The 17619-nt window shown below is 66.5% G+C and carries 15 protein-coding genes; 3 read left to right on the top strand and 12 right to left on the bottom strand.

The window, feature by feature from the left end; all coding sequences use genetic code 11:
• Window positions 1–55 precede the first annotated feature (55 nt).
• Together PI990_RS05385 and PI990_RS05380 are read right to left on the bottom strand one after the other, a co-directional pair.
• Complete coding sequence (locus tag PI990_RS05385; RefSeq protein ID WP_043244491.1) at window positions 56–538, bottom strand: DUF934 domain-containing protein; 483 nt, start codon at window positions 536–538, stop codon at window positions 56–58.
• Complete coding sequence (locus PI990_RS05380; RefSeq protein ID WP_271660019.1) at window positions 535–2205, bottom strand: nitrite/sulfite reductase; 1671 nt, start codon at window positions 2203–2205, stop codon at window positions 535–537. Before PI990_RS05380 ends, PI990_RS05385 begins: the two co-directional genes overlap by 4 nt.
• Window positions 2206–2496: 291 nt before the next feature.
• Between PI990_RS05380 and ccoN the strand changes: the two genes are divergently transcribed.
• Window positions 2497–3921 (top strand): cytochrome-c oxidase, cbb3-type subunit I, encoded by a 1425-nt coding sequence (ccoN, locus tag PI990_RS05375; RefSeq protein WP_021218801.1) that lies wholly within the window; start codon window positions 2497–2499, stop codon window positions 3919–3921.
• 10 nt (window positions 3922–3931) lie between these two features.
• On the top strand, window positions 3932–4177 hold the full coding sequence (locus tag PI990_RS05370) for a cbb3-type cytochrome oxidase subunit 3 (protein WP_021218802.1): 246 nt from the start codon (window positions 3932–3934) through the stop codon (window positions 4175–4177).
• 182 nt (window positions 4178–4359) lie between these two features.
• Here PI990_RS05370 and PI990_RS05365 read toward each other — a convergent pair whose 3' ends face one another.
• Together PI990_RS05365 and PI990_RS05360 are read right to left on the bottom strand one after the other, a co-directional pair.
• Entirely contained in the window at window positions 4360–5136 is a 777-nt protein-coding gene (locus tag PI990_RS05365; RefSeq protein WP_271660018.1) for a ferredoxin--NADP reductase, read from the bottom strand.
• 85 nt (window positions 5137–5221) lie between these two features.
• The gene (locus PI990_RS05360; protein WP_271660017.1) at window positions 5222–6214 is read right to left on the bottom strand and encodes a TRAP transporter substrate-binding protein; all 993 of its coding nucleotides are present in this window, start codon (window positions 6212–6214) and stop codon (window positions 5222–5224) included.
• 325 nt (window positions 6215–6539) lie between these two features.
• On the opposite strand from PI990_RS05360, the gene PI990_RS05355 reads away from it, so the two are divergent.
• Window positions 6540–7664 carry a methyltransferase gene (locus PI990_RS05355; protein ID WP_271660016.1) on the top strand — a complete coding sequence of 375 codons (1125 nt, stop codon included), beginning with the start codon at window positions 6540–6542 and terminating at the stop codon, window positions 7662–7664.
• Window positions 7665–8285: 621 nt separating this feature from the next.
• Here PI990_RS05355 and PI990_RS05350 read toward each other — a convergent pair.
• The 8 genes from PI990_RS05350 to PI990_RS05315 all read right to left on the bottom strand — a co-directional run bounded on the left by PI990_RS05350 (window position 8286) and on the right by PI990_RS05315 (window position 17565).
• Complete coding sequence (locus tag PI990_RS05350; protein WP_021218806.1) at window positions 8286–8432, bottom strand: DUF2474 domain-containing protein; 147 nt, start codon at window positions 8430–8432, stop codon at window positions 8286–8288.
• A gap of 17 nt (window positions 8433–8449) precedes the next feature.
• A complete protein-coding gene (gene cydB, locus PI990_RS05345; RefSeq protein WP_184492091.1) occupies window positions 8450–9457 on the bottom strand; it encodes a cytochrome d ubiquinol oxidase subunit II in 1008 nt (335 codons plus the stop codon).
• A gap of 2 nt (window positions 9458–9459) precedes the next feature.
• Window positions 9460–10905 carry a cytochrome ubiquinol oxidase subunit I gene (locus PI990_RS05340; RefSeq protein ID WP_021218808.1) on the bottom strand — a complete coding sequence of 482 codons (1446 nt, stop codon included), beginning with the start codon at window positions 10903–10905 and terminating at the stop codon, window positions 9460–9462.
• A 380-nt stretch (window positions 10906–11285) separates the two neighbouring features.
• Window positions 11286–11873: a nucleotidyltransferase family protein gene (locus tag PI990_RS05335; protein ID WP_271660015.1), complete on the bottom strand. Its 588-nt coding sequence runs from the start codon at window positions 11871–11873 to the stop codon at window positions 11286–11288.
• A gap of 128 nt (window positions 11874–12001) precedes the next feature.
• Entirely contained in the window at window positions 12002–12973 is a 972-nt protein-coding gene (locus tag PI990_RS05330) for an XdhC family protein (RefSeq protein WP_271660014.1), read from the bottom strand.
• Window positions 12974–12975: 2 nt separating this feature from the next.
• On the bottom strand, window positions 12976–14199 hold the full coding sequence (locus PI990_RS05325) for a cytochrome c (protein WP_271661263.1): 1224 nt from the start codon (window positions 14197–14199) through the stop codon (window positions 12976–12978).
• Window positions 14200–14201: 2 nt separating this feature from the next.
• Window positions 14202–14741 carry a (2Fe-2S)-binding protein gene (locus PI990_RS05320; protein WP_271660013.1) on the bottom strand — a complete coding sequence of 180 codons (540 nt, stop codon included), beginning with the start codon at window positions 14739–14741 and terminating at the stop codon, window positions 14202–14204.
• Complete coding sequence (locus PI990_RS05315; RefSeq protein ID WP_271660012.1) at window positions 14734–17565, bottom strand: xanthine dehydrogenase family protein molybdopterin-binding subunit; 2832 nt, start codon at window positions 17563–17565, stop codon at window positions 14734–14736. Before PI990_RS05315 ends, PI990_RS05320 begins: the two co-directional genes overlap by 8 nt.
• Between the last annotated feature and the right edge of the window lie 54 nt (window positions 17566–17619).

The raw sequence follows: 17619 nt of genomic DNA, 5'->3' as shown, positions 1-17619 counted from the left end.
ACATGAATGCACGCCGTTTAATCGGGGAATTTTTACTAATCGTGTACGAACTTGCTTAGCGCCGCCGGAACAGGGGCCGCGGCTCGATCACCGAACGCCCATAGAGCACGCTGACCCCGGCCAGCCCCTTGAGCGCATCGACGACGGATTTGTCCTCGCGCACGGCGAAGGCATCGAAGCCGCACTGGCGCATGTGCGAGAGCTGGTCGCGCAGCACATCGCCCACCGCACGCAGCTCGCCGTGCCAGCCCAGGCGGCTGCGCAGCAGGTAGGCCTGGCTGTAGCCGCGGCCGTCGCGGAAGCTGGGGAAGTCCACGGCGATCAGCGGCAGCGCATCGGTCAGCAGCGGCCCCAGTGCCTCCACCTCGTCGTCCGGTTGCAGCAGCAGGCCGTCCCGGCCATCACGCTCGCGCCACAGTGCCAGCGGCAGGATCAGCCGCCCGTCGGGCAGCGCCTCGCCCGCCTCGCGCACCAGGGTCCAGGGGTCGTCCGCGATCAACTGCGGTTCATCGTCGAGCAGGCGGATGAGGTTGTTCATGCCGGCACCTGCTCACGCACGTAGACCCGTTCCTTGAAAGGCTCGATGCCGATGCGCCCGACGGTGTCGACAAAGCGCTCCTCCAGCTCGCGGTAATCCACATAGGTGGCGACGATGCGCTCGATCACCTCCGGGACCTCGGCGGCGCTGAACGAGGGACCGATCACCTTGCCCAGCGCAGCGGCCATGCCCTGGGCGCCGCCGAGGGTGATCTGGTACCACTCGCTGCCGCCCTTATCCACACCGAGGATGCCGATGTTGCCGATGTGGTGGTGGCCGCAGGCGTTCATGCAGCCGGAGATGTTCAGGCTCAGCTCGCCCAGGTCGTGCAGGTAGTCGAGGTCTTCGAAACGCTGCTGGATGGCCTGGGCGATGGGGATCGACTTGGCGTTGGCCAGGGCGCAGTAGTCGCCGCCAGGGCAAGCGATGATGTCGGTCAGCAGACCGATGTTCGGCGTGGCCAGGCCAACGGCCACCGCCCGCGACCAGAGCGCGTGCAGGTCGCGCTTGCGCACATCGGGCAGCACCAGGTTCTGTTCATGGGCGATGCGTATCTCGCCGAAGCCGAACGCGTCTGCCCAGTCGGCCACGGCCTCCATCTGCGCGGCGGTGACGTCACCCGGCGGCGCGTCGACCCCGGGCTTGGTGGAGAGCACCACGGCGGCGTAGCCGGGCACCTTGTGCGGCTGCAGGTTGCGCGAGCACCAGCGGGCGAAGGCCGGGTCGCTGGCCAGTTGGCTGCCGAAATTCAGGTCGACGTCGTCGAGGGTTTCGTACACCGGCGCATCGAAGGCCGCGGCCACCCGCTGGTACTCATCGGCGGTGAGCTGGGCCGGGCCGTCGCGCAGGTGCTCCCACTCAGCCTCCACTTCGCGGGAGAAGGCCTCGATACCCAGCGCCTTGACCAGGATCTTGATCCGCGCCTTGTACTTGTTGTCGCGCCGGCCGTGGCGGTTGTACACCCGCAGGATGGCCTCGACGTACGACAGCAGGTGCTGCCAGGGCAGGCCATCGCGGATCTGCAACCCGAGGATCGGCGTGCGCCCCAGACCGCCCCCCACCAGCACCCGCAGGCACATCTCGCCCGCCGCGTCGCGGTACAGGTAGAGGCCGATGTCGTGCATCTGGATGGCCGCGCGGTCTTCCCCGGAGGCGGAGATGGCGATCTTGAACTTGCGCGGCAGGAAGAGGAACTCGGGGTTGATGGTGGACCACTGGCGGAGGATTTCCGCCAGCGGGCGCGGGTCCAGCAGCTCGTCGGCGGCCACCCCGGCGAAGGCTTCGGTGGTGATGTTGCGCACGCAGTTGCCGGAGGTCTGGATGGCGTGCATCTCCACCTCCGCCAGGCGTTCGAGGATGTCCGGCACCTCGGCCAGCTCGATCCAGTTGAACTGGATGTTCTGCCGCGTGGTGAAGTGGCCGTAGCCGCGGTCGTGGTCGCGGGCGATGCCGGCCAGGGTGCGCAGCTGGCCCGAGGCCAGGGTGCCGTAGGGGATGGCCACGCGCAGCATGTAGGCGTGCTTCTGCATGTACAGGCCGTTCTGCAGGCGTAGCGGGAGGAACTCCTCCTCGCTCAGCTCATCGCTCATGCGCCGCGCCACCTGGTCGCGGAACTGCGCCACGCGCTCACGCACGAGCGCGTGGTCGTAGTCGTCGTATCGATACATGCAAGGCTCCTCGGGTCAGGCATCCGCCCCTGCACCGGGGGCGGAACAACGAGGTGCAACTATGGACGGACCCGCGCAGCAGAAACAGCCGCAGATGTGCGATCTAAAACCGGATCAGATGAGCATCGCCTGGCGGCCTTTCTCCATCTGTCAGCCATCCGATCGGCCCTGATCTGATACCCAAAAACCTCAATGATCTGAGCCTGTTTTGTTTTGGCTCGCCTTCCTAGAGTGACGACCCTGCCAGCCCCCGTACTGGCACCCCCTTCCTTGCAATCGAAAGGTTTCGCCATGAGCACTGCAACACAGGAGCCCACCTACAACTACCGGGTGGTTCGTCAGTTCGCGATCATGACCGTCGTCTGGGGCGTGGTCGGCATGGGCCTGGGCGTGTTCATCGCCGCCCAGCTGGTCTGGCCGCAGCTCAATCTCGACCTGCCCTGGACCAGCTTCGGCCGCCTGCGCCCGCTGCACACCAACCTGGTGATCTTCGCCTTCGGCGGCAGCGCGCTGTTCGCCACCAGCTACTACACCGTGCAGCGCACCTGCCAGGCGCGACTGTTCGGCGACGGCCTGGCGGCCTTCACCTTCTGGGGCTGGCAGGCGCTGATCGTCTGCCTGCTGGTCACCCTGCCCCAGGGCCTGACCACCACCAAGGAATACGCCGAGGTGGAATTCACCGGCGCCGTGTGGATGGGCATCGTCTGGGTCGCCTACGCGGTGGTGTTCTTCGGCACGGTGATGAAGCGCAGCACCCCGCACATCTATGTGGGCAACTGGTTCTTCGGCGCCTTCATCCTGGTCACCACCATGCTCCACGTGGTCAACCACATGGCCATCCCGGTGAGCTGGTTCAAGTCCTACCCGCTGTACAGCGGCGCCACCGATGCCATGGTGCAGTGGTGGTACGGGCACAACGCGGTGGGCTTCTTCCTCACCACCGGCTTCCTCGGGATGATGTATTACTTCATCCCCAAGCAGGCCGGGCGCCCGGTCTACTCCTACCGCCTGTCCATCGTTCACTTCTGGGCGCTGATCACCCTGTACATCTGGGCCGGCCCGCACCACCTGCACTACACCGCCCTGCCGGACTGGGCCCAGAGCCTGGGCATGGCGATGTCGATCATCCTCCTGGCGCCCAGCTGGGGCGGCATGATCAACGGCATGATGACCCTCTCCGGTGCCTGGCATAAGTTGCGCGACGACCCGATCCTGCGCTTCCTCATCGTCTCGCTGGCCTTCTACGGCATGTCCACCTTCGAGGGGCCGATGATGGCGATCAAAACGGTCAACGCCCTCTCCCACTACACCGACTGGACCATCGGCCACGTGCACGCCGGCGCCCTCGGCTGGGTGGCGATGATCACCTTCGGCTCGCTCTACCACCTGATCCCGAAGATCTTCGGTCGCGAGCGCATGTACAGCGTCGGCCTGATCAACACGCACTTCTGGCTGGCCACCATCGGCACCGTGCTCTACATCGCCTCGATGTGGGTCAACGGCATCACCCAGGGCCTGATGTGGCGCGCCATCAACGACGACGGCACCCTCACCTACTCCTTCGTCGAATCCCTGGAGGCCAGCCACTCGGGCTTCCTGGTGCGCTTCATCGGCGGGGTGTTCTTCCTCAGCGGCATGCTGCTGATGGCCTATAACACCTGGCGCACCCTGAAGGCGCCCCAGGCCGAACGGCACGCGCTCGGCGCCACGGCCTGAGGAGACGGGCATGGACACGGATACCTTCTACGGCCTGCTGTCCCTGGGCACCCTGGTGTTCTTCTACGTCGCCACCCAGTTCAGCCTGGGTGGCAAGAGCCAGCGGCAGATCGACGAAGCCACCATGCTGCCCTTCGCCGACGACGACCCCGTGGCCCGGCGCATGGAACGCGCCACCGGGCGCAGCAGCACCGGCTGCAGCTGCCCCGGCCGTTGCGACGGCGGCTGTGCGAATCGAGGGGATGTGGAGATGTGAGGGGTAAGGCGGCGCTCCGTGAACCGTGCGAAACCCTGTGTCGTAGGATGGGTCGGGCGGCGCTCCGCGAGCCGTGCGAAACCCATGCTGGTAGGCCGGCACCGAACCCATGCCTTACCTCGCATCGATGGGTTTCGCTTCGCTCTACGCCATCCTACGAACGCTCGCTGGGTCAACGTCTTCTACCAATAATTCTCCACCGCCACCTGCCCGGGCTTGCGGGTCAGGGCCAGGTTCATGTCGCGGGCCTTCAGCACCGCGCGGGTGTCTTCGATCATCTGCGGGTTGCCGCAGAGCATCACCCGCGAATGCTCGGGGGTCAGCGCCAGGCCGGCGGCGCGCTCCAGCTCACCGTTCTCGATCAGCGTGGTGATGCGCCCGTTCAGCGCACCCGGTACCTGCTCGCGGGTGACCACGGGGATGTAGGTCAGCTTGTCGGCGACGCCTTCCAGGTGCTCCAGCTCCTTGAGCCCGGCGATCAACGGCTGGTAGGCCAGCTCGCTTTCGTACCGTGCGCTGTACACCAGCAGGATGCGCTCGAAGCGCTGCCACACTTCCAGGTCCTGGAGGATCGACAGGAAGGGCGCGACACCGGTGCCGGTGGCCAGCAGCCAGAGGTCACGGCCGTCGATGAAGCGATCAAGGGTAAGGAAGCCGAAGGCCTGCTTGTCGATCAGCAGGGTGTCGCCCTCGGCGAGGCGGCTCAGCTCGCTGGTGAACTCGCCGCCGGGCACCACGATGGAGAAGAACTCCAGGTGCTCGTCATGGGGCGCAGACACCATGGAATAGGCGCGCCACACGGTGCTGCCATCGGCCTTGGTCACGCCCAGGCGGGCGAACTGGCCGGCGCGGAAGCGGAAGCCGGGGTCACGGGTGGTGCGCAGGGTGAACAGGCTCGGCGTCAGGGTCTGGACGTCGAGCAGGGTCTGGCGGGTGAACTTCTCTTCGCTGGCGCTCATTGCGGGCTCCTTGTCGCTGGAACCCTGCCAGTGTCCCGCAAAGCGCGCGCGGGAAACACCCGCGCGCGTTGTGGCTATAGACCGATCAGTGCTTGCGGTTGACGGTCTGGGCGGCGCGCAGCACGTCGGCGCCGATCTCCGCTTCGTAGGTTTTCCACAGCGGCATCAGGGCCTGGCGCCAGGCATCGCGCTCCTCGGGGGTGAGGGTGACGACCTTGGTCTTGCCGGCGGCGATGACGCGCTCGCGGTCCTTCAGGTTCATCGCCTCGGCATCCTTGTTCACCGCGAAGGTGACTTCCTCGATGATGGCTTCCAGCTCGGTGCGGGTCTCGTAGGGAATGCTGATCCAGAACTTGTGGCTGGTGATCAGCATGTAGTTCAGCGAGCCATGGTTGGTTTCCATGATGAACGGCTGAACGGTGTCGACCTTCTGGCTGGCGATGTTCGACCAGGGGCCTTCGGTGCCCTGGATGGTGCCCGCCTGCAGGGCCTTGAAGGCATCGGCGAAGGGCATTTTCACGGTCTTGGCGCCGAGCAGGCCGAACTGTGCGTCGAGCACGGAGGACGGCTGGATACGGAAGGCCAGGCCCTTGGCGTCTTCAGGCTTGCGCAGCTCGCGGTTGGAAGTCAGCACCTTCATGCCGTTGTTCCAGTAGCCCAGGCCATAGATGCCCTGCTTGGACATGGAGCGCAGCAGCTCACGGCTCTTGTCACGCTTCTGGAAGCGCTTAACGGCTTCGAGGTCGTCGAACAGGAAGGGCAGGTCGAACACCTGCAGCTGCTTGGTATAGGCCTCGAACTTGGACAGCGAGGGCGCCAGCATCTGCACCTCGCCCTTCTGCAGCGCCTGGATCTCGTCGGCGTCGCCGTACAGGCTGGAGTTCGGGTAGACCTCGACCTTCACCTTGCCGGGCAGGCGCTCCTCCACCAGCTTCTTGAACAGCAGCGCGCCCTTGCCCTTGGGCGTGTCCTCGGCCACCACGTGGGAGAACTTGATGAGGATCGGCTCCTCGGCCAGTGCGGAGCTGGAAAGGACCATGAGCGAAGCGAAGAGCGCCCCGAACAGAGACTTGTACATGTATACACCTGTGCAAATGGCAACGGCGAAGCCCGCGCCATGCGCGTCGGCTCCGTCTGGAATAAGGTTTTTTCGGTGGAACGCCCGCTCCCAACCAGCGGGTACGCACCGTTTTTACGGCGTACCAGGTCGTTCAGGGCAGAGAAATGCCAGATGCCTGGTTATTATTGGAGCTGTTCCGGCGGAGAGAATCGCCATGGGATGGCGGGCCGAAATCAGCGGCGTGGATTGTTAGTCAAAACTGATCAATAAACAAGCACCGCTAATCCAAACCAGCTCTCACTTCCAGCAGAATCTTCGCCTTCATCCGAGTCCAGAGTTCCCGATGCCCCAACTGCTCACCCCCTTCGGCCAGCTCGACCTGGTCCGTGTTCCCGACCAGCCGAACGACCCGCTGCAGGCGTTCGACGCCGCCGACGAATACCTGCTCGCCCACCTGCATGAGCAGGCGCCCGACGCCGCCACCCGGGTGCTGGTGCTCAACGACAGCTTCGGCGCCCTGGCCACCAGCCTCGCGCCCCATGTGCGGGTCACCAGCAGCGGCGACTCGCACCTGGGCTTCCTCGGCCTGCAGCGCAACCTCGCGCGTAACGGCCTGGCCGCCGACGCGCTGCGCTTCGTGCCGGCAAATGAAATAGTCGAGGGGCCATTCGACCGGGTGCTGATCCGCGTGCCCAAGACCCTGGCCCTGATGGAAGAACAGCTGATCCGCCTGCAAGGCCAGTTGGCGCCCGGCGCCACGGTGGTGGCCGCCGGCATGGTCAAGCACCTGCCCCACGCCGCCGGCGACCTGCTGGAGAAATACATCGGCCCGATGCAGGCCTCGCTGGCGGTGAAAAAGGCCCGCCTGCTGGTGGCCACACAGGCGGACCGACCGCGCGCCCGCTCGCCCTACCCCACCCGCTACCTGCTGGAAAAGCCGCGCATCGAGCTGCTCAACCACGCCAACGTGTTCTGCCGCGAGGGCCTGGACATCGGCACCCGCGCCTTCCTCCCGCACCTGCCCAAGCGCCTGGACGCCACTCGCGTGGCGGACCTGGGCTGCGGCAACGGCGTGCTCGGCATCGCCTACGCCCTGGCCAACCCGGCAGCGCAACTGACATTGGTGGACGAGTCGTACATGGCCGTGCAATCGGCTGTGGATAACTGGCGCATCGCCCTGGGCGAGCGCCCGGTGGACATCCGCCCCGGCGACGGCCTCGCCGAACAACCGGCGGCTTCGCTGGACCTGGTGCTGTGCAACCCACCCTTCCACCAGCAGCAGGTGGTGGGCGACTTCCTCGCCTGGCGCATGTTCGTCCAGGCACGCGATGCACTGGTCACCGGCGGAGAGCTGTGGATAGTCGGCAACCGCCACCTGGGCTACCACGCCAAGCTCAAGCGCCTGTACCGCGGCGTCGAACAGGTCGCCGCCACACCCAAGTTCGTGATCCTCAAGGCCACCAAGTAGGGGCGCGATTCAATCGGGCACCCGCCGTCGGGATTCGCGGGTTCCACCCGCCCTACACGAGCCGACCGTTGCGGGTGGACCCCGCTTCACCGGTCCACCATCGGAGCCAGACCGGGCATCGCTGGTGGATGTAAAAAGCGACATCCACCCTACCGTCCTGCGCTCCCTGGTGCTGCGGGGAGTCGCGGGTTCCACCCGCCCTGCACGAGCCGACCGTCGCGTAGGGTGGACCCCGCTTCACCGGTCCACCATCGGAGCCAGACCGGGCATCGCTGGTGGATGTAAAAAGCGACATCCACCCTACCGTCCTGCGCTCCCTGGTACCGCGGGGAGTCGCTTAACCGTAGGTCGGGTGCAACCCGACATCGTCGTCATAAGGATCGCGGGTTCCACCCGCCCTGCACGAGCTGACCGTCGCGTAGGGTGGACCCCGCTTCACCGGTCCACCATCGGAGCCAGACCGGGCATCGCTGGTGGATGTAAAAAGCGACATCCACCCTACCGTCCTGCGCTCCCTGGTACCGCAGGGAGTCGCTCAACCGTAGGTCGGGTGCACCCCGACAGCGCAGTCATAAGGATCGCGGGTCCACCATCGGAGCCGAGCCGGCATCTTGTCCCGGCTCAGGGCGTGCTCAGCCCCGCCGCATTCATGAACAGCCGCAGCAGGTAGGACACGGCGCCCAGCGCCAGGACGCTGCCGGTCCAGATCGCCAGCAGCCAGCCCAGGCGTTGCCACAGGGGCTTCTTCTCGGGGTTATCCACAGCCATGGTCGCTCTCCTGTCCACTAGTGGTAGCCCTGGTCCGGGGTGACCTTGCCGCGGAACACGTAGTAGCTCCAGGCGGTGTACACGAGGATGAAGGGGATGATGAACAGCGCCCCCACCAGCGCGAAACCCTGGCTCTGCGGCGGCGCGGCGGCCTGCCAGATGCTCAGCGAGCCCGGCACGATGTTCGGCCACAGGCTGATGCCCAGGCCGCTGTAGCCGAGGAAGATGAGGATCAGGGTCAGCACGAAGGGCTTGATGTTGTCGTAGTTCGCCACCGATCGCAGCAGGTAGAAGAAGGTCACCAGCACCAGCAGCGGCACCGGCAGGAACCAGAACAGGTTGGGCAGGCTGAACCAGCGCTGGGCGATCTCGCCATGGGACAGCGGGGTCCAGATGCTGACGATGCCGATCACCGCCAGCAGCACCAGGGCCAGCGGCCGGGCCATGTCGTGCATCTGCTCCTGCAGGCGGCCTTCGGTCTTCATGATCAGCCAGGTGCAGCCGAGCAGCGCATAGGCCGCCACCAGCCCCAGGCCGCTGAAGATCGGGAAGGGTGCCAGCCAGTCCAGGCCACCGCCGGCGAACTGGCGGTTCTCCACCGGGATGCCTTCGATGAAGGCCCCCAGGGCCACGCCCTGGAAGAAGGTCGCCGCCAGGGAGCCGCCGATGAAGGCCTTGTCCCAGATGTGGCGCTTGTGCTCCTTGGCCTTGAAGCGGAACTCGAAGGCCACGCCCCGGAACACCAAGCCGATGAGCATGAACATCAGCGGCAGGTAGAGGGCGCTGAGCACCACCGAGTAGGCCAGCGGGAAGGCCGCGAACAGCCCTGCCCCGCCCAGCACCAGCCAGGTCTCGTTACCGTCCCACACCGGCGCCACGGTGTTCATCATCACGTCGCGCTCGGAGTCGTCCTTGACGAAAGGGAAGAGGATGCCGATGCCCAGGTCGAAGCCGTCCATCACCACGTACATCATCACGCCGAAGACGATGATGATTGCCCAGATCAGAGAAAGGTCGATGCCCATGTTCAATTCCTCGCGCCCAGGTCGTCGCCACTGGCGTCATCGTCGTCCATGTTCTCGTCGGCGGCCGAGATCGGCCGTGCCGGCGTGCGTTTCTGGCCAGGGCCACCGATGCCCTGCTCCTTGCCTTCATCGGTCTTCGGCCCTTTGCGCACCAGGCGCAGCAGGTAGCTGAAGCCGGCGCCGAACACGGCGAAGTACACCACCACGAACATGATCAGGGTGAGGCTCATCTGCGCGAAGCTGTGGTTCGACGAGGCGTCGGCGGTGCGCATCAGCCCATACACGACCCAGGGCTGGCGGCCGATCTCGGTGGTGAACCAGCCGGCGAGGATGGCGATCAACCCGGACGGCCCCATCCACAGGCACAGGTAGAGGAACGGCCGCGAAGTGAACAGCCCGCCGCGCCAGCGCAACCACAGGCTCCAGACGCCGGCCAGGATCATCAGCAGGCCCAGGGCGACCATGATGCGGAACGACCAGAAGACGATGGTGGAGTTGGGCCGGTCTTCCTTGGGGAAGTCCTTCAGCGCCGGCACCTGCTTGTCCAGGCTGTGGGTGAGGATCAGGCTGCCGAGGTAGGGAATCTCCACCTTGAAGCGGGTTTCCTCGCGCTCCATGTCCGGCCAGCCGAAGAGGATCAGCGGGGTCGCCTCGCCACTGCTGTTGTCCCAGTGCCCTTCCATCGCGGCGATCTTCGCCGGCTGGTGCTTGAGGGTGTTGAGGCCGTGCAGGTCACCGATGAACGCCTGGATCGGCGCCACCAGCAGGGCCATCCACATGGCCATGGAGAGCATCTGGCGGATCGCCGGGTTGTCACGCCCGCGCAGCAGGTGCCAGGCCGCCGAGGAGCCGACGAAGAAGGCCGTGGCGAGGAAGGCCGCGGTGGCCATGTGCGCCAGGCGATAGGGGAAGGACGGGTTGAAGATCACCGCGAACCAGTCGGTGGGGATCACCCGGCCATCGATGATCTCGAAGCCCTGGGGCGTCTGCATCCAGCTGTTGGAGGCGAGGATCCAGAAGGTGGAGATCAGCGTGCCGATGGCCACCATCACCGTGGAGAAGAAGTGCAGGCCCGGCCCGACGCGGTTCCAGCCGAACAGCATCACGCCGAGGAAGCCGGCCTCGAGGAAGAATGCGGTGAGCACCTCGTAGGTCAGCAGCGGCCCGGTGACCGAGCCGGCGAAGTCGGAGAAGGCGCTCCAGTTGGTGCCGAACTGATAGGCCATCACCAGGCCGGACACCACGCCCATGCCGAAGTTGACGGCGAAAATCTTCGACCAGAAGTGATAGAGGTCGCGATAGACCTCCCGGTTGGTCTTCAGCCACAAGCCTTCCAATACCGCCAGGTAACTCGCCAGGCCAATGGTGATGGCCGGAAAGATGATGTGGAAGGAAATGGTGAAGGCGAACTGGATTCGGGCGAGATCAAGAGCCTCCAATCCGAACATTACGGCGTCCTCATAGCTGGTTTCACGGGCACGGCCCTGGGCAGGTCACTCCGGCAATTGGAGCGCTGCTCATGGGAATTCGTTCTTTTTATGTGGAGTTTCAGGGAGATGGCGGCCCAATCGGCCGCAAGCGCAAACCCAAAGGTCGGGCATTGACGCAGATCAATCAGCAGCTAAAGAGTAGCGCTTCGCTTGAAGAAAAATGCTGTGGTCGATTGCCACGCGGCAGGTTGCCGCAGCGAGTGGATAACCCTGGACAAACACGGAGCCGGACCGGGGCTCCGCTACAAGGTCACCGGACAGTCCTGAGCAGCCCGTAACCCACCTGGTGGATGGATGAAGCGTCATCCACCCTACACCCCCTGGCAGTCGGTGCACGCCTACGGCCGTGGTACGTGCCCCGAATCAAGGGCCTGGGGCGTGTCCACGTCCAGCACCACGCCGGGGTCGTCCACCTCCAATACCCGCCAGGCCTCGCGGTGGGCGGCGAGCACGGAACGGGCGCCTTCGTCGCCCTGGAGGTGTTGCAGCTCGGGCCAGAAGTCGCGCCCGAAGATCACCGGATGGCCGCGCAGGCCGTGGTGCAGCGGGAACAGGATGTGCTGCGCATCGGCCTGGGCCACCAACTGGCGCAGCGTCGCCTCGGCCAGCCAGGGCATGTCCCCCAGCATCACCGCCACGGCCCTGCCCCGGGCTGTGGATAACCCGCGCACGCCGGCCGCCAGGCTGTGGCCCATGCCCAGGTCGGCGTCCGCGCAGCGGATCACCGGACAATCGTCGGGCAGGCCCAGCGCCGCCGGGTCGTCCTCCGGGCGCAGCACCACATGCACCTCATCGAACACCGCCCGCGCCCGCGCCACGCTGGCCGCCAGCAGGGTGCGGCCATCGGCCAGGCGCGCCTGACGCTTGTCGCTGCCGAAGCGGGTGCCACGGCCAGCGGCGAGGATTAGGGCGATGACGGGGGGCATGTAGGAACTCCTGTAGGGGCGAATTTATTCGCCCGGGACCGCGCAGCGGTCCTCGTGCCAATGACCTGGGTGAAGCAGCCCGTCGGCTGCTGGGCGAATGAATTCGCCCCAACATCAGGAAGCGTGGATCAAACCCGCTCGCGCGGTATCGCATTGCGCACCCGCAGGATGTCGGCAAGCACCGCCAGGGCGATCTCCGCCGGGGTCTTGCTGCCCAGGTTCAGGCCGATGGGGGCGATGATGCGGTCGATCTCGATTTCGCTCAGGCCGCCCACGCGACGCAGGCGCTCCCGGCGCTTGGTGCTGGTGGCCATCGAGCCCATCACGCCGATGTAGAAGGCTTCGGTGCGCACCGCCTCGATCATCGCCAGGTCGTCGATGCGCGGGTCGTGGGTCAGGGCCACAACGGCGGTGTCGGCGTGGCAACCACCGTTGCGGATCACTTCGGAGGGCAGCTCGCGGCGCACCTCGACGCCCGGCAGCTCGACGCCCTCGAGCACCTCCTCGCGGGGGTCGCAGAGCACCACCTCGAAGCCCAGCGGCTGGGCGAATTCGGCACACACCTGGGCCACCGAGGAATAGCCCGCCAGCAGCAGGCGCTGGGCAGCACCGACGCGCAGGCGGATCACCTGTTCGTTACGCTCCACCCGGGCGCCCTGCTCGCGGTCCTCCAGCAGGGTGCGGGTGCCGCCGTCGATGCGGATCTCCCGCAGCAGCCGGCGCTGGCCGGCCAGGGCGCTTTCCAGCTCGCGCAGGTGCGCCTGCACCTCGCAATCGGCCGGCAGGTTCTCCACCAGCACGTCCAGCACCCCGCCGCAGGGCAGGCTGATCTTCGAACGCTCATCGCTGCCGTCGCCGTAGCGCACCAGCGCCAGCGGCTCGGGGAATGCGCCTTCGGCGACACGTTCGAGGAAGTCATCCTCGACGCAACCACCGGACAACGACCCCACCCACTGCCCCGCCTCGTTGGCGGCCAGCAGCGAGCCCGGCGCACGGGGCGCCGAGCCGTAGGTGGAAAGCACGGTACAGAGCCAGACACGCTGGCCGGCCCTGGACCATTCGAGGGCCTTGCGCACGACGATGAGGTCGAGGTGTTGCATGGTCAGTGAACCTTTTCGCTTCGCAGTTGGGAGACGCTCTCCATACCGATGTCCCCGGGCGATCCTCCCCAGGTCTGGCGCAGGTAGTTGAGCAGATCGCGCATCCGCGCGTCATCAAGATCATGCAGGAAACCGGGCATCGGCTGCATGCGTTCGAAGCCGGTGAACTGCTGCTCGCGGATGCCGTCGTCGATCACCCGCAGCAGGTTGCGCGAATCCTCCTGGCGCAGGGTGGTGTTGCCGGCCATGGCCACCGCCACGTGGGGGATGCCCTGCCCCTCAGCGCCATGGCAGCCGGCGCAGAGGTTCAGGTACTCCTGGCGACCGGCCTTGCCGCTGGCGGTGAGCTCGGCCAGCGGGCGGGTGGCGATGGTCGCCGGCGCTGGCGGCTGGTCACCCATGAGGAACACCGCCATGGCCTGGTGATCCACCTCCGGCAGGTATTGCAGGCTGTGGTGCAGCACCGGGTACATCTCGTTGAACACCGAGCCCTGGGCGCTGATGCCGTGCTTGAGGAAGGTCGCCAGGTCGTCGGTGGTCCAGCCACGGGCGGCCAGGGCGTCGGCCTTCAGGCTCGGCGCCAGGTAGCCCAGGAGCACGCCGCCTTCCATGCGCTGGTCCTGCTGCAGGGCACCGAGCGCGTTGCGCGGGGTGTGGCATTCGCCGCAGTGGCCGAGGGCTTCCACCAGGTACTGGCCGCGCTGCCACTGCTCGCTCTTGCCCTCCGCCGGCTGCATCTGCACGCGGTTCTTGTAGAGCATGTTCCAGAAGGCCAGGCCGAAGCGCAGGTTGAACGGGAAGGTCAGGCTGGTCTGCGGGCTCGCCTTGGGGATCGGCTCGCGGCTCATCAGGTAGGCGTAGAGGGCATCGGAGTCCTCCCGGGTGATGAGGTGGTAGGAGGTGTAGGGCATCGCCGGGTAGAGCTTGCTGCCATCGGGCTTCTCGCCCTGGGTCAGCGCGCGGTAGAGGTCATCGGCGGTGTAGTTGCCGATGCCGTGCTCCTTGTCCGGGCTGATGTTGGTGCCATAGATGGTGCCGAACGGCGACTCCAGGGGCAGGCCGCCGGCATAGGGGGCGCTGCCCTCGATGCTGTGGCAGGCCACGCAGTCGGCGGCGCGGGAGATGTAGCGGCCGCGCTCGATCAGGGCCTTGTCGGCGGGCGCTTCGGGCGCGGCGGTGGCGGCCAGGGGCAGGAGCAGCCCGGCGGCGATCAGCAGTGCTTTCATCATCAGCCTTCCTTCACCAGACCCAGTTCCTCGACCACATCGCGCGCGGCGTTGTAGTAGCGGACGTAACCGGTGCAACGGCAGATGTGCTTGCCCAGGGCGCTGTCGATCTCGCCCTCCAGCTCGCTGCGTTTCACCGGCTGGCGCTGCAGCTTCTCCACCAGCACGGTGGCGGCGTTGACGTAGCCCGGGGTGCAGTAGCTGCACTGGAAGGCGAACTGGTCGACGAACTTCTGCTGAATCGGGTTGAGCTCGCTCACCTCGCCCTTGGCGTCGCGCTTGGCGTGGCCTTCGATGGTGCGCACATTCTTGCCGGCGAAGAAATGCGCACCGGTGATGCAGGTGCGGATCTCCTCGCTGGTGCCGTCGGGCTTGTCGAGGATGGCCACGCAGGCGTGGCACACGCCCTGGCCGCAGCCCAGGCGCGAGCCGGTGAGGTTCAGGTACTCGTGGAGGAAGTCGATCATCATCAGGTCGTCAGCCACCTCGATGGGGCCGACGGCCTGGCCGTTGATGTTCATGCTGAGCGCGCGGTTAGCCATGGAGGGCCTCCTTGATGCGGGCCGGAGTCAGGGGAAGGTCGCGCAGGCGCTTGCCGGTGGCGTGGGCCACGGCGTTCACGATGGCGCCGACCACGGGGATCATCACCACTTCGGCGATGCCCTTGGCCGGGTCGCTGGGCGACAGCGGCGGCAGGATCTCCGCCGTCTGCGACCACACGGCGACGTCCTTCGCCCGGGGCAGCTGGTAGCGGTTGAAGTTCCAGGTGCCCTCGCCCGGGCCTCCTTCGTAGAGCGGCATTTCCTCCAGCAGCGCGTGGCCGATGCCCATGGCGATACCGCCTTCCAGCTGGCCGAGCACCAGCTCGGGGACGATCACCCGGCCGCACTCCATCCAGGAATGGTGGTTGATCACGGTGGCCTGGCCGCTGCCTTTGTTGACCTTGATCTCCACCAGGGTGGCCACCGGGCTGTAGTAGGTGACCATGGCGTTGTTGAGCTGGGTTTCCGGGTAGCTGACCGAGACGCGGTCCAGCAGGTGGTAGCCGTTGCGGGTCATCAGGGCGCGCTTGCCGGCGTCGGCACCGGCGCCGTACTTCACCGCCACCGCGTCCAGCGGCAGGCTCTCGCGCACGCCGTTGATCTCGAACTCGGCCGAGGCCCACTTCCAGCGGTTGAAGCCGTGCACGCTGGCACCGGTGACCAGGCCCAGGTCATGGGCCTTCTTCGCCAGCAGCTCGAAGGGGATCGGCGGCATGCCGCCGGCGCTCAGGGCGCCATCCTTCCAGTGGGCGTCTTCGCGGCGCACCACGTAGGGGTTGAGCGAGCCGTTGTACTCGCCACGGCCCCAGATACTCAGCGCCGCCGGCCACAGGCCGAAGTTGAAGAGGATTCGCGCGGCCTCGCGGGTGGCGTGGCCGGAGTAGTAGGCGGAGTTGGTGGCCGAGGACGGCGACGCCAGCTTGCCCACCCAGCGCGGGTTCTTCAGCGCGGCGTCCTGGTCGGCCTGGCTGATGATGTAGGGGTTGCCGCTGGTGACCAGGCCCAGCTCGTGCCAGTCGGTCTCGCCGGTCTTGATCTCATGGGCCGGCTGGCCCAGGTGGTCGGCGGCCAGCAGCGCCTGGGAGGTGGCCATGCCGGTGCCCATGTCGATGGCCACGTGGCGCAGCAGCACGCGACCGTCGGCGGTGATCTCCAGGCTCGCCAGGGGCGCCTCGGAGCCAGTGCCGAAGTCCTTCTGGCACATGGCGAAACCGACGCCGTAGAGGTTGTCCGGGTCTTCGGCGTCGAAGCGCTGCTTGCGCTCCGCGCGGGTGCGCCAGATTTCGTGCTGGGCGGCCTTCTCGAGAATCTCGTCGAGGCGCAGCGCACCGGCGGGAATCGCACCCTGGGTGTTCTTCATGCCGGTCTTGAAGACGTTCTTCTTGCGCAGCTCGATGGCGTCCAGGCCCAGGCGGCCGGCCACCTCGTCCACCATCATCTCGGTGGCGGCCATGGTCTGCAGGGTGCCGTAGCCGCGCATGGAGCCGGCCTCGACGCCGCGCGAATGGTACGCGGTGGCGGCCAGGTCGCTCTGCGGCAGGTAGTAGATGGACTGCGCCGCCGTGGCGCCGACCGCCGCTACCGAGGAGCTGTAGTTGGCGCGGCCGCCGCCGTCGACGTCCATGTGCGCGCGGAAGATCTGGAAGCTGTGGTCCTGCTTGTTCACCGCCAGTTGGTAATGCATGTCGAAGGGGTGGCGCTTGATGCCGCTCTGGAACTGCTCGTAGCGGTCGTTGGCCAGGCGCACCGGCACGCCTTCGCCGTACATCGCGGCGAGCGCGGCGTAGAAGACGAAGATGTTGTTGTCCTTGGAGCCGTAGCCCACGGTGTAGCCCGGGTGCAGGTTGAGCTTGGTCACCTTGAAGCGCGACGGCGCCAGCATGTGCGCGGTCTGTTCGGCCACCTCGAAGGGGCACTGGGTGGCGACCACGAAGTGCAGGGTGCCGCTCTCGGCGTCATACCAGCCGTTGCCGTTGTCGGCTTCCAGGGCCGCCGGTTCGATGGACTGGGTGGTGAAGCGCTCGTCGAACACCAGCCAGTCTTCCGGCGGCGCCTTGAGCTGCTGCTCCATGCGTTCGGCGTAATAGAGGCCCTGCTGGGTCAGGTCGCCGTTGATCTTGGCCTGCTGGCTCCACACCGGTTTGCGCTGGCGGATGATGGGGAACAGCATGCTGTCCTTGAGGCTGGAGAACACGTCCGGCTCGAACGCCGTCTCGCCGCCCACCCGCACGAAGCGGAAGCTGCCGTAAGGGTCGGTCTGGTACAGCTCGGCCTTGGCGCCGTAGCGCACCACCTTCTCGTTGAACTTGAGGATGTTCTTGGCCCGGCGGTAGCGGTCGAAGTCGGTCCAGATGGCCATCGCCACCGGGTGGCCGATGAACATCGGCACCTGGCCTTCCGGCAGGAAGGGATCGAGGTTGTGGCCTTCGGGGAAGCCGATGCCGTCACGGGCGAGGTCCGCCGCGGTGACCAGGCGATCGGGCTGCAGCTCGTCGCCGAGCATGGACAGGTCGAGTCCGGCGTAGAGCTGGTCGGCGCGGGTCGCCTTGATCAGCAGCGCATGGCCCTGGCGCTGGGGCCAGCCGGGCATGTCCTTGGCGCGAATGTCACGGGCGAAGACCTTGGCCCCGCAGGCCTTGGAGACGCCGTCGATGCGCGCTCGTGCCTGGCCGCCGGGCGTGTACCAGGGCTGCGGCGAGGCGGTGACCTTGTCCTCGAACAATGCAGCAAAGGCCTTGCTGCCCAGTGGTGCCAGCGTGATGCCGATACCTGCGATGACACTGCCCTGCAAGAAGGCGCGTCGGGATAACTCACGGTTGGACATACCCGATCCTTGGGGCGCGATCTGTGCCGGCCCCTGTTTCCTGTGCGTAGTAAT

This window comes from Pseudomonas sp. TUM22785 (genome assembly GCF_028198105.1).
Classification (GTDB): Bacteria; Pseudomonadota; Gammaproteobacteria; order Pseudomonadales; family Pseudomonadaceae; genus Metapseudomonas; species Metapseudomonas solani.
This window is presented reverse-complemented; position numbering and strand designations above follow the sequence as displayed.

Bases quoted from the DNA above. Each gene is read 5' to 3' on its own strand.
- PI990_RS05385 (WP_043244491.1), bottom strand. From the start codon at position 538: ATGAACAACCTCATCCGCCTGCTCGACGATGAACCGCAGTTGATCGCG.
- PI990_RS05380 (WP_271660019.1), bottom strand. From the start codon at position 2,205: ATGTATCGATACGACGACTACGACCACGCGCTCGTGCGTGAGCGCGTG.
- ccoN (WP_021218801.1), top strand. From the start codon at position 2,497: ATGAGCACTGCAACACAGGAGCCCACCTACAACTACCGGGTGGTTCGT.
- PI990_RS05370 (WP_021218802.1), top strand. From the start codon at position 3,932: ATGGACACGGATACCTTCTACGGCCTGCTGTCCCTGGGCACCCTGGTG.
- PI990_RS05365 (WP_271660018.1), bottom strand. From the start codon at position 5,136: ATGAGCGCCAGCGAAGAGAAGTTCACCCGCCAGACCCTGCTCGACGTC.
- PI990_RS05360 (WP_271660017.1), bottom strand. From the start codon at position 6,214: ATGTACAAGTCTCTGTTCGGGGCGCTCTTCGCTTCGCTCATGGTCCTT.
- PI990_RS05355 (WP_271660016.1), top strand. From the start codon at position 6,540: ATGCCCCAACTGCTCACCCCCTTCGGCCAGCTCGACCTGGTCCGTGTT.
- PI990_RS05350 (WP_021218806.1), bottom strand. From the start codon at position 8,432: ATGGCTGTGGATAACCCCGAGAAGAAGCCCCTGTGGCAACGCCTGGGC.
- cydB (WP_184492091.1), bottom strand. From the start codon at position 9,457: ATGGGCATCGACCTTTCTCTGATCTGGGCAATCATCATCGTCTTCGGC.
- PI990_RS05340 (WP_021218808.1), bottom strand. From the start codon at position 10,905: ATGTTCGGATTGGAGGCTCTTGATCTCGCCCGAATCCAGTTCGCCTTC.
- PI990_RS05335 (WP_271660015.1), bottom strand. From the start codon at position 11,873: ATGCCCCCCGTCATCGCCCTAATCCTCGCCGCTGGCCGTGGCACCCGC.
- PI990_RS05330 (WP_271660014.1), bottom strand. From the start codon at position 12,973: ATGCAACACCTCGACCTCATCGTCGTGCGCAAGGCCCTCGAATGGTCC.
- PI990_RS05325 (WP_271661263.1), bottom strand. From the start codon at position 14,199: ATGAAAGCACTGCTGATCGCCGCCGGGCTGCTCCTGCCCCTGGCCGCC.
- PI990_RS05320 (WP_271660013.1), bottom strand. From the start codon at position 14,741: ATGGCTAACCGCGCGCTCAGCATGAACATCAACGGCCAGGCCGTCGGC.
- PI990_RS05315 (WP_271660012.1), bottom strand. From the start codon at position 17,565: ATGTCCAACCGTGAGTTATCCCGACGCGCCTTCTTGCAGGGCAGTGTC.